This window comes from Halorussus aquaticus (assembly GCF_024218795.1).
Taxonomy (GTDB): domain Archaea; phylum Halobacteriota; class Halobacteria; order Halobacteriales; family Haladaptataceae; genus Halorussus; species Halorussus aquaticus.
This window is the reverse complement of record NZ_CP100400.1, coordinates 1,903,000-1,927,616: the sequence shown is the minus strand read 5'-3', so window position 1 is coordinate 1,927,616 and position 24,617 is coordinate 1,903,000. Positions and strand designations below refer to the sequence as shown.

The window sequence follows — 24,617 nt, the reverse complement described above, 5'->3', positions numbered from 1 at the left end:
CGCCTCCGTATCCGACGGCCGATTGGCGGGCGACACCGGCGTTTCTCGTACCGATACCAACACATAACTGTCAGCCACTCGGACCGTCCGCTATGACCGACACGACCGACCGAGTCCAGCGACTGGTAGACGAACTCGCGCGGGAGGAGAAACTCCGACTCGTCCGGGGTGGCGCCGACCCGGCGGGCACCGCGACGGGGTACCTGCCCGGCGTCGAGCGCCTCGACGTGCCGGAGTTCAGACTGGTAGACGGACCGCTGGGCGTGCGCGCCGAGGACGAGCGCGCGACGGCGTTTCCGGCCTCGCTCGCGCTGGCGGCGACGTTCGACCCGGACCTCGCCCGCGAGCAGGGCGCGGCGATGGCGCGCGAGGCGAAGGCACACGACCAAGACGCACTGCTCGCTCCCGGCGCGAACATCGTCCGGGTGCCCCACTGCGGTCGCAACTTCGAGTACTTCTCCGAGGACCCGCAACTGGCGAGCGACCTAGTCGCGGGCGTCGTCGAAGGGATTCACGACGAGGACGTGGTGGCGACGGTGAAACACTACGTCGCCAACAATCAGGAGCGCAACCGCACCGAGGTCAGCGCCGAGGTGGACGAGCGGACGTTGCGGGAACTCTACCTCCCGGCGTTCCGCGCGGCCGTCGAGGCGGACGTCGGGGCGGTGATGACCGCCTACAACCGGGTGAACGGCACCCACATGAGCGATCACCGCGAACTGGTGTCCGACCTCCTCAAAGACGAGTGGGGGTTCGACGGGTTCGTCGTCTCGGACTGGTACGGCCTCGAGAGTACGGTCGCCGCGGCGAACGCCGGACTCGACCTGGAGATGCCGGGCGTCTCCCCCGCCGCCATCCGCGACGGAGACGAGAGCGACGCACCCCCGGACGCCGCAGACGTGTCGTCGCTCGATGGCATCCCGGACCCGACGAAGGCGGGTCTCTTCGGCGACCCGCTAGCCGAGGCCGTCGAGGACGGGGCGGTCCCCGCCGAGCGACTCGACGACATGGCGGCGCGGGTGCTCGGTCAGATGGACCGAATCGGCCTGCTCGACGGCGACCGGGGCGAGGGCGCGCTGGACACGCCCGCCCACCGCGAACTCGCGGAGCGAGTCGCGGCCCGCGGAACGGTCCTGCTGGAGAACGACGGCGTCCTGCCGCTGGACGACGAGACCGAGGTCGCAGTAATCGGACCGAACGTTCACGAGGCGACCCTCGGCGGGGGCGGGTCCTCGGAGACGACCCCGTTCCGCTCGGTCAGTCCCCGCGAGGGAATCGAGGCACGGGCCGACGGCGAGGTGACCGTCGCGCGCGGTGTCCCCAAAATCGAGGACGTCTCCCTGTTCGACCTGCTTCCCTACATAGACGACGACTCAGACGAGGAGAGCGGCGACGCGGCCACCGACCCGGACCCCTCGATAGACGAGGCGGTCGCGGCCGCCGAGGACGCCGACGTCGCCGTGGTGGCCGTGCGCGACGCCACCACCGAGGCCCGCGACCGGGAGACCCTGCAACTCCCCGGCAGACAGGACGAACTGGTCGAGGCGGTCGCCGAGGCGGCCGAGCGGACGGTCGTCGTCGTCAACTCCAGCGGGCCGGTGGAACTGCCGTGGCACGACGACGTCGCGGCCCTGCTCGCGGCGTGGTACCCCGGACAGGCCCACGGCGACGCGCTCGCCGACGTGTTGTACGGCGACCGCGACCCGAGCGGACGCCTCCCGGTCACCTTCGCCCCGGAGGACGCCTACCCCACCACCGACGAAGCGCAGTACCCCGGCGTCGGGGACGAGGCCGCGTACTCGGAGGGCGTGTTCGTCGGCTACCGCCACTTCGACGCCGCGGACGCGGAACCGACCTACCCGTTCGGCCACGGTCACTCCTACGCCGACTTCCGGTACGAGGCCGCCGACGTGGACGGCGAGACGGTCCGGGTCACGGTGGCGAACTGCGCCGACCGACCGGGACGCGAGGTCGTACAGGCGTACGTCCGCCCGCCAGAGGCACCGGACGGCGTCGAGCGCCCCGTGCGGGAACTGGCCTGTAGCGCCGCCGTCGCACTAGAGGGCGGCGAGACACGGACCGTCGAGGTGGCCCTCGGCGACCGGGCGTTCGCCCGCTACGACCCCGACGACGGGTGGGTCACCGACCCCGGAACGTACACTGTCGAAGTGGGCCGGTCGTCACGGGACATTCGGGAGACCGTCGAGACCGAGCGATAGGGGTCACTCGACCGTCATCCCCTCGACCACGTCGAACTCCTCGTCGCCCTCGAAGCGGTTCGGGTCGAACTCCGGGAGCGGCGTCTCGCCGAGTATCGACTCCGCGGCCGCCTCCCCGAGCGCCGGGGCGCGCATGAACCCGTGGCCCTGCCATCCGGCCGCGACGAACAGGCCGTCGCGCAACTCGCCGAGCAGGGGGTCGCGGTCGGGCGTGGCCACGCAGAGGCCCGCCCACGAGTCCCGCACCGCGCCGAAGTCGCCGAGGCGGCGGGCGAGTCGGTCGCGGGTGATATCGCGGAACTCCCGGTCGGCGTCGCGCTTCCAGTCGTCGGGGTCGCTCTCGACCTCCTCGGTGCCGTCGCCAGCCAACAGGCCCTCGGGGTGGGGACGGAGGTAGTAGCCGCCGGTCGCGTCGTAGCACATCGGCAGGTCGGCCCTGCGCTCCTCGTCGTATCCCGCGGTCAGCGCCTGCACCCGGTAGGGTTTGAGCGGGACCGGAATCCCGGCGATGGCGAGCAGGCGCTTGGTGTGAGCGCCCGCGGCCACCAGAATCGCATCGAAGAGTTCGCGCTCGCGGCCGTCGTCGGCGGCGGCGCTCTCGGCCGCGACACTGTCGACCGCGAGGTCGTCGGCGTCGACTCGCGCCTCGACGCCGGTCCGGACCGTCGCGCCCGCGTCGCGGGCCTTCTCGGCGAGCAGGTCGGCGTAGCTTCCGGGGTCGGTGTGCCCGGCGTTCTCGGCGACCGCCGCCACGCCGACGTCGCTCCAATCGACCGCGGAGAATCGGTCGCGGAGGTCCGCGACGTCGGCGAACGACACGTCCCGGCCCTGCTCGCGCATTTGGGGCACCTGTTCGCGGAGGGCCTCGGCGCGCTTCTCGTCGCCCTCGCGGGCGAACCAGACGTAGGGCGTCTCGCGGAACTCGAAGTCGCCGTCGCCCGAGAACTCGCGGAACCGCTCGATGGCCCGCTCGCCGACCCGAGCGTCCTCGGGCGCGGCGAAGGCGTCGTAGAGGACGCCCGCCGCCCGGCCCGTGCTCGCGCCGCCGATTTCGCCTTTCTCGTAGACGACGACCTCGGCGTCGCGTCGGGCGAGGTCGTAGGCCGCGGTGACGCCGACCGCGCCGCCGCCGATGACCGCGACCGTCGGGCGCGTCTCGTCGCTCCCCCTCATTTGTGCCCCCGGGGCCAGAGCGACTCTGCGTCCTGTTCAGCCAACCACTCCACGAGCGCCGCGAGGTCGTCGCTCGCGTGGTCGAGCAGTCTCTCGCCGACCGCCGCCGACCCCTCCGTGGGGCGGCCGACCGCGCCGCTCTCGGTGAAGTCGATGGCGTCGAACCCGACCGACGCGCCCCGGACCGACTCGCCCCACGAGTCGGCCCCGCGCTCCTCGGCGTCTTCGAGCGCCGCCTCGCGTACGAGGTCGCCCGCGACGGCGAGCATCATGCTCGTCTCGACCTCGTCGGCGTGGCCCAGCGACGTGTCGAGTTCCTCCTCGACGAGGGCGTCGAGGTTCGACCACCAGTTCCACGGCGCGGCGAAGGCGACCTCCTCGTCGCGGAGGCCGCGGGCGGCGCGCCGGAGCGCGTCGTCGTTCCCGCCGTGCCCGTTGACGACCACCGCCTTCCGAACGCCGTGGTCGGCGACGCTGGCCACGATGTCCGCGACGTAGCGCTCGAAGGTCTCGGGGTCGGTCCAGAGCGTCCCGTCGAACTGGCGGTGGTGGGCGCTGACGCCGACCGGAATCGCCGGGAGGAGGACGGCGTCGGGGCGGTCGGCGACCGTCTCGGCGACCGCGCGGGCCGCCAGCAGGTCGGTCCCGAGGGGGAGCGCGGGACCGTGCTGCTCGACGCTGCCGGTCGGCAGGACCGCGACCTCGGCGTCCGCGAAGGCGTCGGCGGCCGTGGTCGTCGTGTGTTCGTGGAGATACCGTCGACTCATGGCCGGGGGAAGGGCGACCGGGCACTTAGAGGTGTGCCCGTCGGAAAAACGGGGTTGGAGGCGGCGATAGTGGGCCGACCGACCCGCATCGTCTGGGGTGGACTGAAAGGGGCCGCCCGCTCGCGTTCAGTTCAGTCGTCTCAGCGCGGCCACTATTTCGGGCGCACAGTTCTGCGCCCGAAATATCCCGCTGAGTCGTTCGAAAGACGCGAAGCGTCTTTCGTGATCACGAGAGAGCAAAGCTCTCTCGGACGACGACCGCGAGCGGGCAGGGGCTTTCGAGTTGTTTTCCGCCCAGTTCTCGCTCGTAGACACAGACGATCAGTCTCGCGCGACGACTTCGTTCCGGAGGGTACCGACGCCCTCGTAGGTGATTTCGACCTCGTCGCCCGGTTCGACCAGTCCGGGGTTCGCCGGACTCCCGAACGCTATCACGTCGCCCGGACGGAGAGTGAACCGCTCGGAGAGGTAGGAGACGACTTCGCGCGGGCCGAACAGCATCAGTTCGGTGTTGGCCTTCTGTCGGCGTTCCCCGGCGACGTCGGTCCACATGTCGATGGCGGTCGGGTCCACGTCGGTCTCTATCCACGGCCCGAGCGGTCCCGACCCGTCGAAGGCCTTCCGAGCGGTCCGGCCCTGCTGGTCGAGCGCGTCCACGTCGTTGAGTATCGTGTAACCGCGGACGACCTCGGGTACCTCTTCGGGCGTGACGTTCCGGCAGCGCTCGCCGACGACCGCCGCCAGCTCGCCCGCGTAGGTGAGTTCGTCGGTGAACTCGGGGTACGGAATCGGTTCGCCGTGGGCGACCAGCGAGGTCGGCGGTTTGATGAAGAAGTCCGGTTCCTCGGGGCGCTCGTACTCCATCTGGTCGAGCGTCTCGGCATAGTTGCGGCCGACGCAGTACAGCGCCGAGGGGTCGCAGGGCGGGAGCAGTCTCCCGTCTCGGCCGACCTCGTAGGTGCCGTCCGTCGCGTGGACGACGCCGTCCTCGTACTCGCCACTGACTGGTCCGTCCGCGGTCAACAGGCGGGCAACTCGCATACCTCGATTTCGGAACCGGCCGGGAAATGCGTACCGACCCGCGCCGGTAGTAGCCCGGAACAGGGCGACGACAAGTTCCTCGAGACCCGCCCTACTCGACGAACTCCTCGATGCCGCGGGCGGGATAGCCCACCACGAGGTCTGCCCCCGCGTCCTTCAGCGCCGCCACGCGCTCGCCGACTTCCGCGGGCGTGCCGACCAGCGCGTAGTCCCGAGTCGCGGCCGAAAGGACCTCGCGCGCTCTGTCGGACGCCGCGCTGTCGGTGGCCGCGCCCTCGGGGAGCGCGCTCGCCACGGGACCCCGGCGAGCGGCGTACGCGCCCACCGCGTCCAGAATCTCGTCCTCGTCGTCGGTGAGAACCGTCGGCGCGTACACCGCGATTTCGCCGTCGAACCCGGCGGCCCGCAGTGCCTGTAAGTCTCGTTCGGTAGTCCGGGAGAGGAGTTCGAACTGGGTCGCCCCCGTCGCCAGCGCGAGGCGTTCGACGCCTTCGGTGCCGACCCACGCGCCGGGGTCGCGCTCGACCGCGGACCGAAGGCGGGGCGCGACCGCTCTCCCGCGCTCCTCGTCGGTGAGGTAGGCGGGGTGTCCGGCGACCGCGACCCGGTCCACGCTCTCGGGAATCCGGTCGTAGGCCGCGTCGTCGCCGAGCGGGTCGAACCCGTCGGCCCTGACGGGCGTCGTCAGGCGAACCTCCTTCTGGCGGGCGATTCCGGCCAGCGTCTCCTCGTCCGGGAGGTGTTCGCACCCTTCGTAGTCGATGGCGACAGTCTCGAAGGGGAGTTCGACCGCGCGCGATACGTCACACTCTGCGGGTTTGAGCGCGGCTGCGTCCAGTCCAGTCTCTACGATAGTCTTCCCAGTCGTCAGCATTTACGAACACCTCCAGCAACAGTCACTCGTGCTACTCGTCTACTGCCCTTGCGGAACGCGATCCATCGTCTGTGCGACCATGTAGCCACTGGTACCCGCGGGAGGGTCAAAAGGGTATCGGCGCGCACGATTCTTACCGACGGTAGCGCCCCGAACTCGCTGACCGGCGACTCACACCTCGTCTCGGTCCGTGTAGGTCCACCGCTCGGTAATCTGCCCGTCCTCGTCGAAGCGGTGGAAGTCCGCGAAGCCGAACGACACCGCCTCGTCGCCCTGCGTTCCGGCGAACTCGCCGCGGACCGCGACCGTATCACCCTCGGCGACCACGTCGTGGATTTCGTGGTCGCCGTCTTCGAGCGGCCGGTCTTCGAGGTAGAACTCGCGGAACTCGTCCATCCCAGAGAGGTTCGACTGTCCGGGACGCTCGTAGGTCACGTCGGCGGCGAACAGCGAGAACACCGACTCGTAGTCGTCGGCGTCGATGTACTCGTAGTACGCTCGTACTGCCTCGGTATCTGCGGTCGCCATAGTCGGAACTCACAGCGCAACGAGTAGTTCTTTTCGACGGAGCGCGGTGGCACCGAACGAAAGAAAGACCTACTCGGCGTCCGAGCATCTCACCATGGACTACGACACGCCGCTGTTCTTCCACGTGATGCAGTACGCCGCCGACGCCGACCGGGATGTGGTGGACATGGTGAGCGGCAACCCCGACTGGGGGTCGCCCGAGGCCATCAGCGAGGGACTCCACGAGTACGCCGACCTCGGCGGCGCGGACTTCCAGTATCCGCCCAGCGAGGGGTTGGCCGAACTCCGCGAGGAGATAGCCGAGCGCCGGAACGTCGCGGAGTCGCAGGTCGTCGTGACGAACGGCGGCGGTGAGGCCAACTACCTCGCGATGGCCCGAGCGTTGGAGCGCGAGCGCGGGTCGGAGTTCGTCCTCACCGACCCCGTCTACCCGTACTATCCGGGCAAGACCAAGATGCTCGGCGCGACGGCGCGGTACGTCACCACCGCTGACGACGGGTCGCTCGACCCCGCGGACGTGCGCGAGGCCGCCAGCGACGAGACCGCCGGAATCGTGGTGAACACGCCGAACAACCCCACGGGCGCGGTGTACGACGAGGGGACGATGCGCGAACTCGTGGCTATCGCCGAGGAGTACGACGCGCTGCTCGTCAGCGACGAGGTGTACGACCACTTCGACTTCTCCGGGGAGTTCACCTCGGCGCTGTCGTTCGACTCCGACCATCGCGTCGTGACCAACTCCTACTCGAAGACGTTCGCCATCACGGGGTTCCGGGTGGGGTACGCCGTTTTCCCCGAGTCGCTAGTGGACGTGGCCAAGACTCGCCACATGCTCACCAACGTCGCGACGACGCGGCCCGGCCAGTACGCCGTCCTCCACGCGCTACGGAACACCGACCCGGCCTACTACGAGGCGAACCGACAGCTCCTCGAAGAGCGCGTCGAGACGTTCACCGCGGCGCTGGACGCGGCGGGCGCGGACTACTCCTCGCCCGACGGCGCGTTCTACGTGATGGCTCGGTTCCCCGACTTCCCCGGCACGCTGGAGAACGTCGAGCGACTCGTGGACGAAGCGGGCGTCGCGGGGATGCCCGGCGAGGCGTTCGGCGAGTCGTTCGACGACTGGCTCCGGTTCGCGCTCGTCTCGCCGCGCGTCGAGGCGGCCGCCGACCGACTGGCGGACTACTTCGCGTAGGCGTCGCTGTCGAGTGTGCTTTCCGTGGCACAGCCGTTTCCGGGTAGTCGGACTGGCGGTTACGGGGTAAGGCGGCTTTACCGCCACCGCGGGGCGGTGGCACCGCCGAGCGACACTGCTGACTGACTCGCCAGCTATCTGCCCGCAACCGCGCGAGGCGTCCGGTCTGGATTGGTCTCGTCTCAGTATTTGAAGGTTCGTATGAGTTAGGCATTCGAAAATGCATGGTCGTCCGACGAATCCACCGTCCGAGTGGATGAAAGGGGCCGCCCGGTCGCGGGCCTGCGGCCCATGGTCGTCTCAGCGACCCCTATACGAGGCGAACGAAGTGAGCCGAGGATATGTCGCTGAGCGACCGCGACCGGGCGGGGGCTTTCCACAACCCCCTGCTAACGACAACCGAAGACCGTTTCAGAACGCCGTGACCTAGATTGTCCGAATTCGCTTCCCGAACAACTAAGCCCCAGCGAGAACCCCTCCCGATAACGAATGGCCGACACCAAAGACGAACTCGCCGGGGTGGTAGACCTCTTCGACGGACTCACGCGCGACGAACTCGAACAGGCGCTGGTCGAACTCGCGTTCAAGCAGGGCAAGGAGGTCGAGCGCGAGGCGTTCGCGGCCGAAATCGAGCGTGCGGTCGAGGCGTACTACCTCGTGGAGACGGAGACCGGCGGCGGGGGCGAGCGCGACGCCGAGTGCGTTCTCGTCGCCGGACCTGCGGCGTTCCCCACGGTGCCCGAGAACGGCGAGGACCTCCCGCACATTCTGGACGTCCCCGACCGAGAGCTAGACCGCGAGGGTCTCGGCGAGTCGGTCGCCGAGCGCCTGCGCGAGGAGGCACGAACGGTCGCGGCCGCGGGCGACACCGATCGCGCCGAGGAACTGCTGGACGTGAGCTACGACCTCGAAGCGTGGGCACCCGTCGGGACCGACGACGTGCGCGAGACGCTCGACCGGGCGTTCGAGTAGGAGAGCGTCGGCGCGGAGGATAGTCTCGGGTCGCCGACCGAACCAGCACCCGACGTGGCGACAGGACGGGCAAATTAAGACGACGGAGTACGACGTGGCGGGTATGGAACTGGGTCGCGTGGCCGAACACGTCCCGCGGGACGTTCCCGACGAGGACCACGACGCGGCGGTGTTGGCACCCGTGGTCGAGCGGGAGGGCGACCACTACCTCCTGTTCACCAAGCGGGCCGACCACCTCGGCGAACACGCCGGGCAGATGAGTTTCCCGGGCGGCGGCCGCGAACCGAGCGACGCCGACCTCCGGGCCACCGCGCTTCGGGAGGCCGAGGAGGAGATCGGCCTGCGCCCGGAGGAGGCGGACATCGTCGGCCGACTCGACGACATCCGGACGACGAGCAGGTACGCGGTCACGCCCTACGTCGCCACCGTCCCCGACCGGGAGTACACCCCGGACGAGCGCGAGGTCGCCGAAATCGCGGTGCTTCCCGTCGCCGGACTGCTGGACCCGGACAACCACGAGGTCGAGCGCCGGGAGCATCCCCAGTACGGCGAAGCCATCGTCCACTTCTTTCACGTCGGCGGGTACACGGTCTGGGGCGCGACTGCCCGGATTCTGGTCCAACTGCTGGAGTTGACGACCGACTGGCGCGCGCCCGAGGACGTCGATAGGGTGGTGGACCCGGACGCCGACGTTCGACAGGGGAAGTAGGACTCACGAAGCGCCCGTCCGGCGCGTCCCGTACCTTCATTCGATTGGCCCTCCTCAGTGACAGGTATGAACGACGACGCCGAGGACCCGCCCGTGGAGGAGCGCATCGGAGACGCCCTGCGCGCGGCCGACCAGACCGTCGCGGTGGCCGAGTCCTGCACCGGCGGTCTGGTCGGGTCGCTGCTGACCGACGTGCCGGGGTCGAGCGACTACTTCGACCGCGGGTTCGTGACCTACTCCTACGACGCCAAGTTGCAGGACCTCGGCGTCGCCCGCGAAGAGTTGGACGACCGCGGCGCGGTCAGCGAACCCGTCGCGCGCCAGATGGCCCGCGGGGTCCGGGACGCCGCGGGGACGACGTGGGGCGCGGCGACGACAGGCATCGCGGGACCGACCGGCGGGAGCGACGAGAAACCGGTCGGCACAGTCTTCGTCGGCGTCGCCTACGCGGGCGACTGGGGAACGCAGGAGTCGTACTCCGTGGTCTCGCGCTACGAGTTCGACGGGAGTCGGCGGGAGATAAAGGACCAGATAGCCCGGCAGGCGTTGCGGGACGTACTGAGCGAGGTGGAGTCGCGGGCGGACTGAGCGAGGTGGAGTCCAAGACGGACGGAGCGCCGAAGAAGGACTCTCCAACGGCGGAGTGTCCGAACAGTGCGGGTATCATCGAGCGCGCAGTTCGGGAGCGGGCGCGTTCCGGATTCAGACGGAGCGACGGCTCCGAATCGCAAGACGCGCGTCAGACATCGGAGGGAAACCCTTGAGTCCTCCCCGGATAAGAAGTCGGACGTGACCGGGGAAAACGCATGAACAAGGAGGGACACGTTCTGAACGCGGTCCTGTTGAGCATCGGTCTGGGGTACGTCTTTCACCCCGCGGGCGACGTGCCGACGTTTCGGGCCATCGCGGAGATCTCCGTGCCGGTCGTCCTCGGCGCGCTGTTCCCGGACGTGGACACCGCCTTCGGCAAGCACCGCAAGACGCTCCACAACCTGCCCGTGCTGGCGCTGTTCTACGCTTGGCCCGTCTACTTCGGCAACCTCCACTACGTCTGGATAGGCGTGGCGACCCACTACGTGCTGGACGTGGTGGGGAGCAAGCGGGGTATCGCGCTGTTCTACCCCTACACGAAGGAGTACGGCCTGCCGGTCGGCGTCGCGGTCTCCAGCGAGCGCGCCGGTCTCGTCACGGTCGTTATCTCGATTCTGGAGGTCGCGGTAATCGCGGGCGTCGTCCACCTCCAACTGCCGATTCAGGACCTCACGGCGACGGTCGGGGGACTCCTGTAGCCGTCCGGAACCCGCGTTTCGCGTCGTTACCAGTTCTAAGTCAGTAGACGCCGTCGAACCGGTCGTCGTAGGCGATGTGGTCGGGGTGGGTCGGTTCCATCCCCGAGAGGAACAGTCGGTCGAGTTTCTCGTAGGAGTTCTCCCAGCCGAGGTGGGCGAACTCGGCGGCGCACCGGAGTTCGTGTCGCCACCCCGACCGGCGGACGATTCTGCGCGGGACGCCCTCCTTCAGCGCCGCGACCAGTTCGTCGGCCGCGTCGAACGACCGCCGGAACTCGGTCCACGCCTCGCCGACCGACCCCCGCAGGTGGGCGTACGACGACGTGAACGCCGGGAGGTCGTACTCGGCGGCCAACTCCCGGGCGCGCTCGTTGTGGTGAGGCCAGTGCTTGGAGTTGTACGTCTCGACGGCGTCGATTCGGTCGCGGTACGCCGAGAAGTCCGACTCCGACAGCGAGACGTTGAGGAACTCGGGGTGGGGCGCGAGGACCGCGGCGTCCTGTCTATCGAACTCGTCCACCGCTTCGTCGAACGGGATGAAGTCCGGAACCGGGTCGTCGAGACCGACCGCGAGGAGGTGCCTGCGGTTCCGCCAGTCCCCGGTGAACACTTCCCTGCCGGGGACGACCAGCAGGTCGTCGTCCGAGAAGCGAGCGGCCTGCTCGCGGACGTCCGGCAAGCGCGTGAAGTGAGGTGCGTACACGATAGCGTCGAGGCCCCGCTCCTTGGCGCGCTCGACCACCGACTCGTCCAACACCTTCACGTGGAGGTCCACGCGGAACGACTCGCCCCCTGTCACGTGCGTTCGTTTCGACACGTCGCTGATAACGATTCTGATTTAGCGAGTAAACGCCCCACGGCTAGCGCACTGTGGTAGCAAGTCATATGAACCCGGAAACCAAGTCGCGGATATGGCAGGCGCAGACCCGACGCTTCGACCGTTCCTGTGGCGCGCGGCGAAACTGTACCCCGATACCGAAATCGTGTCGCGCACTAACCGCGGCGTCGAACGGTACGACTACGCGACGTTCGAGGACCGTACCGCGCAACTGGCGAACGCCCTCGACGCGGCAGGCATCGAATCGGGCGACCGGGTCGCCACCTTCTGCTGGAACCACCACCGCCACTTCGAGACCTACTTCGGCGTGCCCAACTCCGGCAGGCAACTCCACACCATCAACCCGCTCCTCCCGGACCACCACATCGAACACATCGTGGAGAACGCCGGAGACAGACTCATCTTCGTGGACGCCTCGCTGGTCGAGAAACTCGAAGGCGCGGCCGACTCCGAGGCGTTCGAGAGCGTCGAGCAGTTCGTCGTGATGGACGAGGAGGTCCCCGACACCGACCTCGCTCCCGTGACCGACTACGAGTCGTTCGTCGCCGACGAGTCGGCCGACTACGACTGGCCGAGTCTCTCGGGCGACACGCCCGCGGGGATGTGTTACACCTCCGGCACCACCGGCGACCCGAAGGGCGTCGAGTACACCCAGCAGATGCTCTGGGCCCACACCATGGCCTCGCTGACGCCGCAGGGACTGGAGTTCGACGAGTCCGACGTGATAATGCCGGTCGTCCCGATGTTCCACGTCAACGCGTGGGGGATGCCCTACTCGGCGACCGCCGCCGGAGCGACCCACGTCTACCCCGGTCCGTCGCCCGAACCCGCGGACCTCGCCGAACTCATCGAGAGCGAGGGCGTCACCTTCACCGCGGGCGTCCCGACGGTGTGGCTCGGACTGCTGGAGTATCTGGAGGACAACGACGCCGACATCTCGTCGCTCGAGACCATCGTCATCGGCGGGAGCGCCGCGCCCAAGTCGGTCATCCGGCGGTTCGACGAGGAGTACGACGTGAACGTCCTCCACGCGTGGGGGATGACCGAAACCGCGCCCATCGGTAGCGTCTCGCACCTCAAGGACGGCATGGAGGAGTGGGACGCCGACAGTCAGTACGACAAGCGCGGCAAGCAGGGCCTCATCATGCCCGGACTGGAGTTCAAGGTCGTCGGCGACGAGGACGAGGAGATTCCGTGGAACGGCGAGGACTTCGGCGAACTCTACATCAAGGGACCGTGGGTCACCCAGTCGTACTTCCAGCGCCCCGAGGCCAACGAGGAGGACTTCGACGGCGAGTGGCTCAAGACCGGCGACGTGGTGACCGTCGACGAGGACGGCTACATCAAAATCGTGGACCGCGCCAAGGACGTCATCAAGAGCGGCGGCGAGTGGATATCCTCGCTCGAACTGGAGAACGCGCTGATGGCCCACGACGACGTCGCCGAGGCCACCGTCGTCGGCGTCCCCCACGAGCGCTGGCAGGAGCGACCCGTCGCGTTCGTGGTGGCGAAGGCTCGGGCCGACCAAGAGACGCTGAAGGAGGAACTGCTCGCCAGCATCAGCGAGGAGTACCCCCGCTGGTGGGCACCCGACGAGGTGGTGTTCATCGAGTCAGTTCCCAAGACGGCGACCGGGAAGTTCGACAAGAAGGTGTTGCGCGACCAGTACGACGACCAGTCGCTCGTGGACGGCGACGTTCCGGAAGAGGCCGCGCCCGACGAGGAGTGACGCCGGGACGAGGACAGCTCCGAGGCGAGGCGTAACCCCGAGGTATTTTCCGGGCGTGGGCCTTCGATTCGGTATGGAACTTCTCGCCGACGACATCGTCCCCGAGTACGCACGCGACGTGAAACACGAGGCCCGCGAGTTCGCCGCGGAACACGTCGCACCGAACGCCGAGGAGTACTTCCGGGAGGGGACGTACCCCGAAGATATCCTCAAAGCGGGTCAGGACGCCGGACTCGTCGCCCAAGACATCGGCGAGGAGTGGGGCGGCCGCGGCCTCGACGTGGTCCAGATGCTCGCCGTGGCCGAGGAGTGGTTCCGGGCCGACGCGGGCATCGCGCTCACGCTCCAACTCGCCAGTTTCGGCGCGGAAATCGTCGAGGAGTACGGCACCGACGAGCAGAAGGAGGAGTACCTCCGCCCGGTCGCGGAGGGCGACCAGATTACCGGACTCGCGGTGTCGGAACCCGACACGGGGAGCGACCTCTCGGGGATGCAGACCACCGCCGAGAAGGACGAAGAGACCGGCGAGTGGGTGCTGAACGGCGAGAAGTACTGGATCGGAAACGGCGTCGAGGGCGACTGGCTGACGGTGTACGCCCGGACGGGCGACAACGAGGACAACCGCTACGGCAACCACTCGCTGTTCATCGTGCCGACAGACGCCGAGGGGTACGACGCCGAACACATCCCGGAGAAGATGGGGATGCGGGCGAGCAAGCAGGCCCACATCGTCTTCGACGACTGCCGGATTCCCGAGTCGAACCTCGTCGGGAACGAGGGTGCCGGGTTCATGCTGCTCGCGGAGTTCTTCAACCACGGCCGGACGGTCGTGGCCGGACACGGTCTCGGTCTCGCGGCCGCCGCGATAGAGGAGGCGTGGGAGTTCGTCCACGGCCGCGAGGAGTTCGGCCGCACCATCGCCGACTTTCAGGCGGTCCAGCACGGACTCGCCGACATGCGCATGGAGTTCGAGTCGGCGCGCGCGCTGACCTACCGCGCCGCCGAGAAGGTCCGGGACGGCGACAACGCCGGACTCTGGGCCGCGATGGCCAAGACCAAGGCCACCGAAACCGCCACCGACTGCGCCGAGCAGGGGATGCAGTTCCACGGCGGACGCTCCATCCTGACCGACCGCCGCATCGCCCGAGTGTACCGGGACGTGCGCATCCCGGTCGTCTACGAGGGCGCGAACGAGATTCAGCGGAATCTCATCTACAAGCAATCGTAGCGTCGCCCGGACAAATTCGTCAGCAGTACGGTACTCTCTTCGGTTCGATATCGCGCACGACAATTTATCGTGTTCTCCACCATGGACGGCGGGGTGCGGTCCTATCGACGCGGATAGTCGCTGCCGCTACTCGGTCGCGAACGTCGGAAGAAGCCCTATCTTGCTACATAGTCACACACAGCCCCGACCTTTTTCGCGAGTGAACGAGAATCCCGTCGCATGCGAGCGGTCTTCTTCGACCTCGACGGGACGCTGGTCGAACTCCCCGACGACTTCGCGGCGCTGTTCGAGGCGGCGCTGGCCGACCACGGCGTCCGGGCCGACGCGGAGCGCCGCGATTACTACTTCGACGCCTTCTTCGACCATCTGGCCGCGTGTCACGCCGAACCGTACCGGGCGGCGATGGCCGACCTCCGGGCGGCGTACGACCTCGACCCGAGCGCCGAGGCGCTCGCGGAGACCTACACTCAGCGCGAGGCGGCCGCGACCGACCTCCGACCGGGCGTCGGCGAAGCGCTGGACGCGCTGGCGGCGGCCGACTGCGCGCTCGGCGTGCTGACGAACGGCGGTGCGCGCGCTCAGCGCCGCAAACTCGCCCGCCACGACCTCGCGGGGTACTTCGACGCGGTGGTGGTCTCCGGCGACGTGGGCGCGGACAAGCCCGACCCGGAAATCTTCGCGGCCGCGAGGGACGCGGTTTCGGCCGACGAGTACGCCTTCGTGGCCGACGACCTCGAACGCGACGTGCGCCCCGCACAGGACGTCGGGTTCACCGGCGTCTACGTCACTGAAGATGTAGCTGACGAGGGCGAGAGAAGCGCAGAGAGTCGGGAGCGTCGGCCGGACGCGACCGTCACGTCGCTCCGCGACGTCCCCGCCCTGTTCGAGTAGTCAGTTCCCGCCGTCTGCTGGGGCGTTGCTCGCCGTGCTGTTGCCGCCGTCGGTGGTGGTTCCGCCGCCCCCGTTTCCGCCACCGCCGCCCGACTGGTGAATCTGCATCAGTTGGACCGAGAGGTTCGCCGCGCCGGGGCCGGGAATCTCAGGGACGTAACCGGCGAAGTCCGCCCCGTTGACCGGCCACATGACCTTGTCGTAGCCGTACACCATGTACGGGAAGTCGAGGTAGATGCGCTCGATGGCCCGCCGGGCTATCTGGTTGCGCTTCTCGGCCTGCATGGTCGTCCGGGCGCGCGAGATGAGGTCGTCGGCCCCGGCGTCGGCCAGTCCGTACCCCATCGCGTTGTTGAGTTGGGTCGTCGTGTTCTTCTGGTCGTAGCCTTCGAGTTCCGAGTGGTCGTCGGCGTTGTCGCTGTGGAAGATGTTGTACAGCGTTCCGGTGGCGAACGGCGAGAGGTCCGACCACCCCATCGGGTAGATGTCGAAGTCCTCCTGAGAGTACACCCGGCCGAGCATCGTGTTGAACGACATCACCTTCACCGTCGCCGGGACGCCGAGTCGCTGGAGCATGTCCACCCAGCGCGTCGTCATCTTGGCGAGTTTCGGCGTGTCCTTGGCGGGGTAGACGAACACTTCAAGCGGTCCGCCGTGGGCCTGAGTGATGGTCTGGCCGTCCACGCGAATCTCCTGTTCGACGCCGTCGGTCTCTCGCAGCACCTGCGACTGGACCGGGCCGAACGTGTAGTCGTGCTTGGCCTCCGACTGGCCGCCGGTCACGCCGGTCAGGCTACCGGGGTACTCCTTGCCGACGTAGGTCCCGGAGTTGCCGTCGATGACCTTCCCCTCGGTGAGGAACGTTCGGACGCCCTCGATGTCGGGCACGCCGGGTTCGGACTGGCGGAACTCGAAGGCGTTGGTCGCGGGCGCTTCCAGCAGTTTCGCACCTTCGACGCCCGTCTCGGGCCGGACCGCGGTGAACCCCGGCGGCATCACGAAGTCGCCCATGTACGAGTAGCCCTGTTGAAGCCGTTCGGTCCAGAAGTAGTCGTCGAACACCATCGAGGTCGCCTGCCGGAACGTGGCGTCGTCGAGGGGTACGCGCCGCATATTGTACGCGAAGTACCCGAAGCCCGTGTCGTCGCCCTGAACCAGCTTCTGGCCCTGATTCTTCCGGGCCTGCTCTATCTTCGAGACGTTGATGGAGTCGTAGAGGCTGTCTATGTTCCCCCGGAGGAACGCCTGCTGGAGCGCGGAGTCGCTCCCGAATATCTTGAACCGAACGGAGTCGAGGAACGGCCCGCCCGCAACGAGTTTGTCCACCTGTTCGCGCCAGTCGAGGCTCCCGAGCGGGTAGTCGTCCCGGAACTGGACTTCGACGGCGGTGGCCGCGTCGTAACTCGCGACCGTTCCCGGCCCGAGTCCGACCGGCCCGTCGTTCTCGGCCGGGGAGTACTGCCGGTAGCTGTCCACGTTCGACCAGATGTGTTGGGGCAGTATCGGTATCGCCAACTGGTTGCTCGCGTAGGTCCCGATGGGCTTGGCGAGTTTCATGTGGACGTCCCAGTCCCCGTTCGAGGCCTTCTCGACCGTCTCTATCGGGTCGATGGTGGAGGCGTACCGCCCCGGTTGCTGTTCCTTCATGTAGTTGTACGTGAACACCACGTCCTCGACGGTGAGTTCCTCCCCGTCGGTCCACGTCAGTCCGTCGCGGACGTCGAAGTACACGTCGGGGCTCGCGTTCTGACCACCGGCGTTCTCGACGGTCCAGTCGGTGTAGACGTTCGGCCGAACCTCGAACTCCACCGGGTCCACCGTCGTTCCCCCCTGATACACGAGGTCCAGTATCACCCACGAGTAGGCCGAGGAGGTCGAGAGGGGGTTCAGTCCCCTCGGTTGCTGGGCCATCCCCATGGTGAAGACGCCGCCCTCCGAGACGTTCTGTGCCGTCACGTCCGCCGCATCGGTTATCGTCGACTCTGGCGTCGCGTCGCGTTCCGCGGCGTCCGCCGCGCCGGAGAACGAAATCCCGACCGCCCCCGCACCGCTCGCTTTCAGAAACCGTCGCCGACCGCTCTCGAAATCTGATGGGTTATCAGTACCCATATCTGCGGGTAGTCGGTCCGACGAATGAAGATAATGGTTAGTTATGAAGGTATTTACAAGGGGTCCGCGTCCACCGGACTCAATCGGTCGAAAGCTTGTTGTCGCGGCGATTCGACCAAACCGATAATGACCGACTGGGAGTGCGGCATCGACAGTTGTAGCGAGACGTTCGACGACGTCGAGGAAGCCATCGTCCACCAGACCACCGACCACAAGCGCCGCGAGTGCAAGGTCTGCGGGTCGGTCGTTCCAGACGGCTACTTCGCCATCCGGCACGCGTTCAACGAACACTCCCGCGCGGAGTACGTGCGTGCCTACGGCGCGAGCGCCGCGGAGGTCCGCCAGCGCGAGCGCGTCCGCGACGCCATCGAGGACGAGGCCGACCTCCAGCAGGTCGTGAACCGACTCGACGAAGTGACCGGCGGTCTGTAACGCCCATTCGGCCCCTCGCGCCACAGCTTTTTACGCTCTGACGGCCAACTCACAGCCATGTACGTCCGGGACGCGAAAAACAGGGAGGAAGTCTGGCTGTTGGACCACATCGAGGCGATGGGTCTCGACGAAACCGCGTTCCGTTCCCGCGACTACGTGGTCGCCATCGACGAGACGTCGGGCGAGAAGGCGGGGTTCGGCCGCATCCGGATTCACAAGACCGACGACCGGGAACTCTGCGAGTTGACCAGCATCGGGGTGCTCGAATCGTGGCGCAGGCAGGGCGTCGGCGCGCACGTCGTCGAGCGACTGGTCGAGCACGCCCGCGACCAGGGGTTCGACGCGGTGTTCTCGCTGACGAGCGCGACGGACTACCTCGCGCAGTTCGGGTTCCGCGGCGTCGAGACGAGCGACCTGCCCGACCGACTCCGCGAACGCCTCGACGACAAGCGAGATGGGTCCGACCCCGACGCCGTCGCGATGGTCCTCGACACCGACGAGTTCGTCATGCCCGACCGCCTCCGCGAGCGGTTCAAGCGCGCCCAACCTCACGAGGAGGAACCCGAACCGGAGGAGTCCGCCGAGGACTTCGGCATCGACCCCAACAGCGCGACCTACAAGTACGACACCGGCGGGTAGCGAAAAGAAGCGACTCCGGTCGGGGAACTCCTCTTCGAGGTTCTCGGGGAGGATGTCGCCCGCCTTGTCCATGCCGAGTCGGTCGGCGAGTTCGGCGAGGTTACCGTAGGTGGCTATCTCGTAGTGCTCTGTCTTCTGTCCGGCGGTCACGTCGAACACGTCTCTTTCGCCTCGCTCTGGGTTCGAGGAGACGAACACCTCGTGTTTCTCGACGATGCCTCGCGTGGCCTCGCACTCCTCGTCGCCGGACGAGGCGTCTGCCATGTCGAAGGCCTGTTCGCACCCCGAGGCGTTCGCGCGAGCCGTCTCCACGAACTGATAGCCGACCGACCCGCAGTCGAGGGTCGTCCGTTCGCCTCTCTCACTCCGTCCAGTAGGCGTCGCCGGGTTGGTCGCGGAACACTGCCCGCCGGAGCAGGTCCACCGCCTTCTCCAGTCCCTCGCGGGAACTGGTCAGCGAGTCCTCGTGTTCGATGGAGAGCGCGCCGTCGTAGCCCACCATCCGGAGCGTGCTGACGACGTCCTTCCAGTGGTCCTCCCCGTGGCCGTACCCGACCGACCGGAACAGCCACGAGCGGTCGGCCTCCTCGTCGTAGGGCGTCGTGTCGAGGACGCCTTTGGTTCGGGCCTCGGCGTCGTAGACCTTGGTGTCCTTGGCGTGGAAGTGGTGGATGGCGTCGCGCTCGCCGAGGAACCGAATCGCCTCGGGCACGTCGATGCCCTGCCAGTAGAGGTGGGAGGGGTCGAAGTTCGCGCCGACGTGTTCGTTGGTCGCCTCGCGCAGGCGCAGCATCCCCGATGGCTCGTACACGAGCATGTTCGGGTGCATCTCGATAGCCACGTCCACGCCGTGGTCGGCGGCGTGGTCCGCGAGGTCCGACCAGTACGGGACGGCGACTTCCTCCCACTGGTACTCGTGGGCCTCGGCGTGTTCGCCCGGCCACGGTGCGGTGACCCAGTTGGGCGTCTCGTCGTCGGGACTCCCCGCGGGAAGCCCCGAGAAGCACGTGACCGTGTTCACGTCCAACTGGTCGGCGAGTTCGATGGCCTCCCGGAGTTCGGTGTCGGCCTCCGCGGCCGTCTCCTCGTCGGGGTGCAGCGGGTTGTTGTGCGTCGCCAGCGCCGAGATTCGCAAGTCGTACTCGTCCAGCAGGGCGAGCAGTTCGGCCTGCGCGTCCTCGTCGTCGAGGTACTCCGAGCGCGACAGGTGGTCCTCGCCGGGGTGGCCGCCACAGCCGAGTTCGACTGCGCCGACCCCGATGTCGCAGAGGTATTCGGCGGTCGCTTCGAGCGATTCGTCTCCGAACGGAACGGTGAGTACTCCTACGTCCATCTCTCTGAAATGGGTAAATGTGGTGATTGCGTTCGTGGGTCGTTACTGGCGCGGTTTCTCGGGCGTCGCGACTGCTTCGTCGCTCGACTCCGAGAGTTCGACCGCGCGACCGGTCTCGGCCGACCGGTAGATGGCGTCGATGACGCGCTGGACGGTCAGCGCCTGTTCGACGGTGTTACGGTCCGGCGCTTCGCCGGTGCGGACGGCCTCGAAGAAGGCCTGCTGTTCGCGCTTGTGGGTGTCGTTGCTCCGGGTCTCGATTGCCGCGTCCTCGAAGTGGGCCGCGCCCGTATCGCTCACGCGATGGACCGTGAGGTCGCCGGTCTCCCGGTCGAACGTCGCGCCGCCGTCGGTCCCCTGCGCGACGAACTCGTTGTTCGGCGGGCGGTTAGTCGCCCACGCGACTTCCAGCGAAATCGACTGGCCCTCGGCGGTCCGGATGTAGGCAGAGGCGTGGTCGTCCACGTCGAACTCGGCGTCTTCCACGTCCTCGCCGTACATTTCGAGGTACGTGTAGTCGTCGCGGCCGCCGAACTCCGAGCGGGTGTCGCCCGTGACCTCGACGACTTCGGGGAAGTCGAGGAAGTGGAGCGCGAGGTCGATGGCGTGGACGCCGATGTCCAACAGCGCGCCGCCGCCCGCGACCGCCTTGGAGGTGAACCACGACCCGCGACCGGGGATGCCACGCCGTCGGACCCAGTTGGCCTCGACGTGCGTGAGGTCGCCGAAGCGACCCTCGTCCTGATACGACTTGAACACCTCGACGCCGGGACTGAACCGGTTGTTGAACCCGACCATGCAGAAGGCGTCGGCGTCGCGCGCCGCCGCGGCGATTCGCTCGGCGCTGTCGAGCGTGTTGGCCAGCGGCTTTTCGAGGAGAACGTCGACGCCGGACTCCAAGGCCTCGACGGCGTACTCCTCGTGGAACTTGTTCGGGGTGGTGACGATGGCCGCGTCGATGCCCTCGTCGTAGAGCGCGTCGAAGGTCTCGAACGTGGGAACGTCGTAGGTCGCCTCGAAGCGGTCGCGGGCGTCGGCGCTGATGTCGACGCCGCCGACGAGTCGCCCCGCCGCGTCCGCAATGCGTTCCGCGTGGTGATGGCCGATGCCGCCCAGTCCGACGATACCGATTCGAATCGTCCGTCGTGAAGCGTCTCTCGTCATTTGTTCTCGGTTTCGTGTCGAAATATTGTTTGTTCCGAACTGTCAGTAGAGCTGTCGTTCGCGCTGCTCGCGTTCCTCCTCGCGGGACTCGTCGCGCCGACGCGCCCGCCAGTTGGCGGTCAGGCGGGCGGCGGCCGGGAGAAACCTGTTCTTGCAGTCGAGCGCGAACGACACGATGCCGTACGCCCAGAAGAAGAACAGGAGCGTGCCCGCGCCGAAGTACACCAGCGCCGCCTCCGACATGGTCAGTCGTCGCCCTCCGCCGGGGTCGCCCGGTCGTCGCTCGCGGCGTCGGCCTCGTCGGCGACTACCGAGTGCGTGATGGCCTCCCCGGTGTCTGTGTCGAAGAGGTGGACGCTCTCGCGGTCGAAGACGACCTCGACCGGTTCGTCCGAGTCGATGTCGGCGTCGGGGTCGACCGACATGAGCAACTGGTCGACGTCTGCCGCATCGCCGCCCATGGCGGTGTCGTCGCCGGTCTCGCCCGTTTCGAGATAGACGAATATCTCGTCGCCCATCGGTTCCAGCACGTCGGTCCGCGCGTCGAGCGGATCGGTCTGGTGGGCGGCCTGTCCCGCGACGTCCGCGAGATGCACGTCCTCGGGTCGGATTCCGAGCGTGACCCGGTCGCCCGGTTCGACGCCGACCGCCTCGGGGTCGAAGCCCACGTCGAAGTCCGGCGTCGAGAGGCCCGCGGACGTGACCTCGCCCTCGACGAAGTTCATCGAGGGCGACCCGATGAACCCCGCGACGAAGAGGTTGGCGGGTTCGTTGTAACAGACCAGCGGCGGGGCAATCTGCTGAAGTTCGCCGGTGTCGATGATAGCGATGCGGTCGGACATCGTCATCGCCTCGGCCTGATCGTGAGTGACGTAGATGATGGTGGTGTCCAGTTCCTTGTGGAGGCGCTGGAGTTCCGTCCGCATGTGGACTCTAAGCTTGGCGTCCAAGTTCGCCAGCGGTTCGTCCATCAGGAACACCTCGGGTTCGCGCACGATTGCCCGCGCGATGGCGACGCGCTGGCGCTGCCCGCCCGACATCTCGTCGGGCATGCGGTCTAACATCCCCTCCAACTGGACGATGTCGGAGGCGCGTTCGACCCGCCGGTCTATCTCGTCTTTCGGGTAGTCGCGCAGTCGCAGGCCGAAACTGATGTTCTCGTACACGTCCATGTGCGGGAACAGCGCGATGTTCTGGAACACCATCGCGATGCCCCGGTCCTTCGGCGGCAGGTTCGTCACCTCGCGGTCCGCGATGGAGATGGTGCCGGACGTCGGTTTCGTGAGTCCGGCGATGGTCTCCAGCGTCGTGGACTTGCCGCACCCCGAGGGACCGACGAGCGTGACGAACTCGCCGTCCTCGATGTCGAGGTTCATGTCGTTCACCGCGACGACGTCTCCGTACGCTTTCGTAACGTCTTCTAGATTTACGTCTCCCATCGTGGAATCACTCCTTGAGCGCTCCCGCGGTCAGTCCGCTGACTATCTTCTCCTGTGCGATGACGACCAGCACCGCGACCGGAAGCACGCCGACGATGCTCGCGGCCGCCATCAGATTGTACATCTGCGAATATTGCCCCTGATAGGCCAGTATGCCCTGTACGAGCGGTGCCCAGTTGTTCTGGGACGCGAAGAACTGGGTCAGCTTCGAGGCGACCTGTCCGTCGTTCATCAGGAACGAGAAGAAGAACTCGTTGTACACCGAGATGAACGTCAGCACGCCCGCCGTCGCCACTCCGGGCGCCGACAGCGGCATGATGACTCGGAACAGCGCGCCGAGACGCGTCGTCCCCTCGATTCGCGCGGCGTCCTCCAACCCGTCCGGAATCTGGCCGTAGAACGTCGTCAGGATGAAGATGGACAACGGCATGAACAGCGCCGTGAACGGCATCACCATCGGGACCGGCGTGTTGTACAGGTTCGGACTCGACACCGAGACGCCGAACAGGCCGACGGTGACGTTCCCGGTGAACAGTTGGAACAGCGGCAGCAGGAACGCCGCCGGCGGGAAGTACGACACCGCCAGTATCACCAGCATCAGCGGCCGCCGTCCGGGGAAGTCGAGTCTGCCGAACACGTAGCCCGCGAGACTCGCGATGACCAGAACGATGACCGTCGTGGCGATGCCCAGCACGAAACTGTTCAGCACGTAGATGTGCAAGGGCACCGTCTCGAAGATGGTGAGGAACGCCTCGGGGTTGAACCCGTGGGGCACCGGCGGGAAGCCGAACCCGGTGATAGCCTCGTTCGGCGTCACCGCCAGCACCAACAGCCAGTAGAACGGGAACAGCGTCGTGAACAGGAAGAATGTCGTCACGACGTAGAACATCGCACGGTAGACCCGCTCGGGGTTGCGGATGGCCTTGGAGGCCCACCGACCGAACGGCCCCTTCGAGGCGTCCGCGTCGGCGTCGACACCGACGGTGTCCGACTGCTGAGCCATCAGACGCCACCTCCCTGCGCGTCGGCGAACTTGCCGATGTACACCGACACCGCCACCGCGATGATGCCCGCGGTGATGAACGCGATAGCCGCCGCGGTCCCGTACTGGCGCGAACTGAACGACGAGACGACCAGACACGACAGCGACGGCACCGTGCTACAACTCGTGACCGTCTCGATGAGACCGAAGATTCGGAGCGCGCCGATGGTCCGGAACAGCATCGCGACCAGCACCGTCGGCAGGATGAGCGGCAGGGTTATCATCTTGAACTGCTGCCACTTGCTCGCGCCCGTGACTCGGGCGACCTCGTAGAGGTTGCGGTCGATGCTCTGGAGGCCCGCGAGGATGAGCAGGGCCATGAACGCCGAGGTCTTCCACACGTCCGCGACCACGAGGATTATCATCGAATCCACACTGTTCGACAGCGGCGTGTCGCTGAAGACGCCCAGACTCTGGAGCGGGTCCACGAGGAACCCGATGTTGGGCTGGAACAGCAGGAAGAATATCATCCCCTGAATCACGATTGGCACCGCCCACGGCAGGATGATGGCGACCCGGACCCACCGTCGCCCGCGGAAGTCCTGATCGAGGACCAGCGCCTGTCCGAAGCCGATGACCGTCTCGAAGAAGACGCTCACGATGGTGAAGATAAACGTCACCGTCAGCGCCGCCGTGAACGGGTTGTCGATGCCGTGGAAGAACGGGAACTGGCCGTTCCACACCACGGTCGGCAACAGCGGCCGCACCAACAGGGCCGACCGCTGGCCGGTGAGCAACTCGACGTAGTTTGTCAATCCGACGAACTCGCCCACGGTGCCGGTGCCGACGAGTTGGTCGGCGTGGAGCGAGAGTTCGAACGTCCTGAGCAGCGGCCAGAACGCGATGACGCCGAGGATGAGCAACGCCGGGGTCAGGAGCAGGTACGCGAACGCCGTGTCGCCGAGGTTCTCCATCCAGCGGACGGCGCGGACGTACGGGCCGCTCCGACGGCTCTCGCGTTCGAAGTCGTCCGTCGAGTGGTCAGTCGCCATTGTGTGACCTCGTG

The 24,617-nt window shown here is 67.3% G+C and carries 24 protein-coding genes and 1 pseudogene; 11 read left to right on the top strand and 14 right to left on the bottom strand.

The genetic code is table 11. The annotated features are described in order from the left end of the window. Window positions 1-92 precede the first annotated feature (92 nt). Window positions 93-2,219 carry a beta-glucosidase family protein gene (locus NGM06_RS09915; protein ID WP_254266807.1) on the top strand — a complete coding sequence of 709 codons (2,127 nt, stop codon included), beginning with the start codon at window positions 93-95 and terminating at the stop codon, window positions 2,217-2,219. Window positions 2,220-2,222: 3 nt separating this feature from the next. Here NGM06_RS09915 and NGM06_RS09910 read toward each other — a convergent pair whose 3' ends face one another. From NGM06_RS09910 to NGM06_RS09890, 5 genes are all read right to left on the bottom strand, one after another. After that, a complete protein-coding gene (locus NGM06_RS09910) occupies window positions 2,223-3,392 on the bottom strand; it encodes an NAD(P)/FAD-dependent oxidoreductase (protein WP_254266806.1) in 1,170 nt (389 codons plus the stop codon). Beyond that, window positions 3,389-4,159, bottom strand: coding sequence for a creatininase family protein (locus NGM06_RS09905; protein WP_254266805.1), 771 nt, complete (start codon window positions 4,157-4,159; stop codon window positions 3,389-3,391). The genes NGM06_RS09910 and NGM06_RS09905 overlap by 4 nt, the downstream gene beginning before the upstream one ends. A gap of 321 nt (window positions 4,160-4,480) precedes the next feature. After that, complete coding sequence (locus tag NGM06_RS09900) at window positions 4,481-5,200, bottom strand: fumarylacetoacetate hydrolase family protein (protein ID WP_254266804.1); 720 nt, start codon at window positions 5,198-5,200, stop codon at window positions 4,481-4,483. 91 nt (window positions 5,201-5,291) lie between these two features. Beyond that, window positions 5,292-6,074, bottom strand: coding sequence for a DUF7388 family protein (locus NGM06_RS09895; protein WP_254266803.1), 783 nt, complete (start codon window positions 6,072-6,074; stop codon window positions 5,292-5,294). Window positions 6,075-6,245: 171 nt separating this feature from the next. Further along, window positions 6,246-6,602 carry an ester cyclase gene (locus tag NGM06_RS09890; RefSeq protein WP_254266802.1) on the bottom strand — a complete coding sequence of 119 codons (357 nt, stop codon included), beginning with the start codon at window positions 6,600-6,602 and terminating at the stop codon, window positions 6,246-6,248. 94 nt (window positions 6,603-6,696) lie between these two features. Here NGM06_RS09890 and NGM06_RS09885 point away from each other — a divergent pair, with 94 nt between their 5' ends. The 5 genes from NGM06_RS09885 (at window position 6,697) to NGM06_RS09865 (ending at window position 10,767) form a co-directional block, all read left to right on the top strand. Beyond that, window positions 6,697-7,797, top strand: coding sequence for a pyridoxal phosphate-dependent aminotransferase (locus NGM06_RS09885; RefSeq protein ID WP_254270015.1), 1,101 nt, complete (start codon window positions 6,697-6,699; stop codon window positions 7,795-7,797). Window positions 7,798-8,286: 489 nt separating this feature from the next. Continuing rightward, a complete protein-coding gene (locus NGM06_RS09880) occupies window positions 8,287-8,769 on the top strand; it encodes a DUF7109 family protein (protein WP_254266801.1) in 483 nt (160 codons plus the stop codon). Between the two features lie 103 nt (window positions 8,770-8,872). Beyond that, window positions 8,873-9,478 carry an NUDIX hydrolase gene (locus NGM06_RS09875; protein ID WP_254266800.1) on the top strand — a complete coding sequence of 202 codons (606 nt, stop codon included), beginning with the start codon at window positions 8,873-8,875 and terminating at the stop codon, window positions 9,476-9,478. Between the two features lie 66 nt (window positions 9,479-9,544). Then, window positions 9,545-10,066, top strand: a complete 522-nt coding sequence (locus NGM06_RS09870; protein WP_254266799.1) for a CinA family protein — start codon at window positions 9,545-9,547, stop codon at window positions 10,064-10,066. A gap of 218 nt (window positions 10,067-10,284) precedes the next feature. Continuing rightward, on the top strand, window positions 10,285-10,767 hold the full coding sequence (locus tag NGM06_RS09865; RefSeq protein ID WP_254266798.1) for a metal-dependent hydrolase: 483 nt from the start codon (window positions 10,285-10,287) through the stop codon (window positions 10,765-10,767). A gap of 40 nt (window positions 10,768-10,807) precedes the next feature. Here the strand turns inward: NGM06_RS09865 and NGM06_RS09860 are convergent, their stop codons facing one another. Beyond that, a complete protein-coding gene (locus tag NGM06_RS09860; protein ID WP_254266797.1) occupies window positions 10,808-11,566 on the bottom strand; it encodes a PHP-associated domain-containing protein in 759 nt (252 codons plus the stop codon). Between the two features lie 112 nt (window positions 11,567-11,678). Between NGM06_RS09860 and NGM06_RS09855 the strand changes: the two genes are divergently transcribed. From NGM06_RS09855 to NGM06_RS09845, 3 genes are all read left to right on the top strand, one after another. Continuing rightward, window positions 11,679-13,334, top strand: coding sequence for a long-chain fatty acid--CoA ligase (locus NGM06_RS09855; protein WP_254266796.1), 1,656 nt, complete (start codon window positions 11,679-11,681; stop codon window positions 13,332-13,334). Window positions 13,335-13,407: 73 nt separating this feature from the next. Then, entirely contained in the window at window positions 13,408-14,562 is a 1,155-nt protein-coding gene (locus NGM06_RS09850) for an acyl-CoA dehydrogenase family protein (RefSeq protein ID WP_254266795.1), read from the top strand. Between the two features lie 219 nt (window positions 14,563-14,781). After that, entirely contained in the window at window positions 14,782-15,453 is a 672-nt protein-coding gene (locus NGM06_RS09845; RefSeq protein WP_254266794.1) for an HAD family hydrolase, read from the top strand. Here the strand turns inward: NGM06_RS09845 and NGM06_RS09840 are convergent, their stop codons facing one another. Next, window positions 15,454-17,562, bottom strand: coding sequence for an ABC transporter substrate-binding protein (locus NGM06_RS09840; protein WP_254266793.1), 2,109 nt, complete (start codon window positions 17,560-17,562; stop codon window positions 15,454-15,456). A gap of 126 nt (window positions 17,563-17,688) precedes the next feature. Here NGM06_RS09840 and NGM06_RS09835 point away from each other — a divergent pair, with 126 nt between their 5' ends. Both NGM06_RS09835 and NGM06_RS09830 read left to right on the top strand, forming a co-directional pair. After that, entirely contained in the window at window positions 17,689-17,994 is a 306-nt protein-coding gene (locus NGM06_RS09835; RefSeq protein ID WP_163522158.1) for a DUF7565 family protein, read from the top strand. Between the two features lie 57 nt (window positions 17,995-18,051). Then, window positions 18,052-18,633 carry a GNAT family N-acetyltransferase gene (locus tag NGM06_RS09830; RefSeq protein ID WP_254266792.1) on the top strand — a complete coding sequence of 194 codons (582 nt, stop codon included), beginning with the start codon at window positions 18,052-18,054 and terminating at the stop codon, window positions 18,631-18,633. 87 nt (window positions 18,634-18,720) lie between these two features. On the opposite strand, the pseudogene NGM06_RS09825 reads toward NGM06_RS09830, so the two are convergent. From NGM06_RS09825 to NGM06_RS09795, 7 genes and pseudogenes are all read right to left on the bottom strand, one after another. Further along, a pseudogene (locus NGM06_RS09825) lies at window positions 18,721-18,897 on the bottom strand (DUF892 family protein); the annotation flags it as partial. 97 nt (window positions 18,898-18,994) lie between these two features. Continuing rightward, window positions 18,995-19,966 (bottom strand): sugar phosphate isomerase/epimerase family protein, encoded by a 972-nt coding sequence (locus NGM06_RS09820; protein WP_254266791.1) that lies wholly within the window; start codon window positions 19,964-19,966, stop codon window positions 18,995-18,997. 42 nt (window positions 19,967-20,008) lie between these two features. Next, the gene (locus NGM06_RS09815; protein WP_254266790.1) at window positions 20,009-21,130 is read right to left on the bottom strand and encodes a Gfo/Idh/MocA family protein; all 1,122 of its coding nucleotides are present in this window, start codon (window positions 21,128-21,130) and stop codon (window positions 20,009-20,011) included. A gap of 42 nt (window positions 21,131-21,172) precedes the next feature. Next, window positions 21,173-21,373, bottom strand: coding sequence for a DUF8005 family protein (locus NGM06_RS09810; protein ID WP_254266789.1), 201 nt, complete (start codon window positions 21,371-21,373; stop codon window positions 21,173-21,175). A 2-nt stretch (window positions 21,374-21,375) separates the two neighbouring features. After that, window positions 21,376-22,569, bottom strand: coding sequence for an ABC transporter ATP-binding protein (locus NGM06_RS09805; RefSeq protein ID WP_254266788.1), 1,194 nt, complete (start codon window positions 22,567-22,569; stop codon window positions 21,376-21,378). Window positions 22,570-22,576: 7 nt separating this feature from the next. Further along, the gene (locus tag NGM06_RS09800) at window positions 22,577-23,572 is read right to left on the bottom strand and encodes a carbohydrate ABC transporter permease (RefSeq protein ID WP_254266787.1); all 996 of its coding nucleotides are present in this window, start codon (window positions 23,570-23,572) and stop codon (window positions 22,577-22,579) included. Beyond that, window positions 23,572-24,603, bottom strand: coding sequence for a carbohydrate ABC transporter permease (locus NGM06_RS09795; protein WP_254266786.1), 1,032 nt, complete (start codon window positions 24,601-24,603; stop codon window positions 23,572-23,574). The genes NGM06_RS09800 and NGM06_RS09795 overlap by 1 nt, the downstream gene beginning before the upstream one ends. Window positions 24,604-24,617 lie beyond the last annotated feature (14 nt).

Bases quoted from the DNA above. Each gene is read 5' to 3' on its own strand.
- NGM06_RS09915 (WP_254266807.1), top strand. From the start codon at position 93: ATGACCGACACGACCGACCGAGTCCAGCGACTGGTAGACGAACTCGCG.
- NGM06_RS09910 (WP_254266806.1), bottom strand. From the start codon at position 3,392: ATGAGGGGGAGCGACGAGACGCGCCCGACGGTCGCGGTCATCGGCGGC.
- NGM06_RS09905 (WP_254266805.1), bottom strand. From the start codon at position 4,159: ATGAGTCGACGGTATCTCCACGAACACACGACGACCACGGCCGCCGAC.
- NGM06_RS09900 (WP_254266804.1), bottom strand. From the start codon at position 5,200: ATGCGAGTTGCCCGCCTGTTGACCGCGGACGGACCAGTCAGTGGCGAG.
- NGM06_RS09895 (WP_254266803.1), bottom strand. From the start codon at position 6,074: ATGCTGACGACTGGGAAGACTATCGTAGAGACTGGACTGGACGCAGCC.
- NGM06_RS09890 (WP_254266802.1), bottom strand. From the start codon at position 6,602: ATGGCGACCGCAGATACCGAGGCAGTACGAGCGTACTACGAGTACATC.
- NGM06_RS09885 (WP_254270015.1), top strand. From the start codon at position 6,697: ATGGACTACGACACGCCGCTGTTCTTCCACGTGATGCAGTACGCCGCC.
- NGM06_RS09880 (WP_254266801.1), top strand. From the start codon at position 8,287: ATGGCCGACACCAAAGACGAACTCGCCGGGGTGGTAGACCTCTTCGAC.
- NGM06_RS09875 (WP_254266800.1), top strand. From the start codon at position 8,873: ATGGAACTGGGTCGCGTGGCCGAACACGTCCCGCGGGACGTTCCCGAC.
- NGM06_RS09870 (WP_254266799.1), top strand. From the start codon at position 9,545: ATGAACGACGACGCCGAGGACCCGCCCGTGGAGGAGCGCATCGGAGAC.
- NGM06_RS09865 (WP_254266798.1), top strand. From the start codon at position 10,285: ATGAACAAGGAGGGACACGTTCTGAACGCGGTCCTGTTGAGCATCGGT.
- NGM06_RS09855 (WP_254266796.1), top strand. From the start codon at position 11,679: ATGGCAGGCGCAGACCCGACGCTTCGACCGTTCCTGTGGCGCGCGGCG.
- NGM06_RS09850 (WP_254266795.1), top strand. From the start codon at position 13,408: ATGGAACTTCTCGCCGACGACATCGTCCCCGAGTACGCACGCGACGTG.
- NGM06_RS09845 (WP_254266794.1), top strand. From the start codon at position 14,782: ATGCGAGCGGTCTTCTTCGACCTCGACGGGACGCTGGTCGAACTCCCC.
- NGM06_RS09840 (WP_254266793.1), bottom strand. From the start codon at position 17,562: ATGGGTACTGATAACCCATCAGATTTCGAGAGCGGTCGGCGACGGTTT.
- NGM06_RS09835 (WP_163522158.1), top strand. From the start codon at position 17,689: ATGACCGACTGGGAGTGCGGCATCGACAGTTGTAGCGAGACGTTCGAC.
- NGM06_RS09830 (WP_254266792.1), top strand. From the start codon at position 18,052: ATGTACGTCCGGGACGCGAAAAACAGGGAGGAAGTCTGGCTGTTGGAC.
- NGM06_RS09820 (WP_254266791.1), bottom strand. From the start codon at position 19,966: ATGGACGTAGGAGTACTCACCGTTCCGTTCGGAGACGAATCGCTCGAA.
- NGM06_RS09815 (WP_254266790.1), bottom strand. From the start codon at position 21,130: ATGACGAGAGACGCTTCACGACGGACGATTCGAATCGGTATCGTCGGA.
- NGM06_RS09810 (WP_254266789.1), bottom strand. From the start codon at position 21,373: ATGTCGGAGGCGGCGCTGGTGTACTTCGGCGCGGGCACGCTCCTGTTC.
- NGM06_RS09805 (WP_254266788.1), bottom strand. From the start codon at position 22,569: ATGGGAGACGTAAATCTAGAAGACGTTACGAAAGCGTACGGAGACGTC.
- NGM06_RS09800 (WP_254266787.1), bottom strand. From the start codon at position 23,572: ATGGCTCAGCAGTCGGACACCGTCGGTGTCGACGCCGACGCGGACGCC.
- NGM06_RS09795 (WP_254266786.1), bottom strand. From the start codon at position 24,603: ATGGCGACTGACCACTCGACGGACGACTTCGAACGCGAGAGCCGTCGG.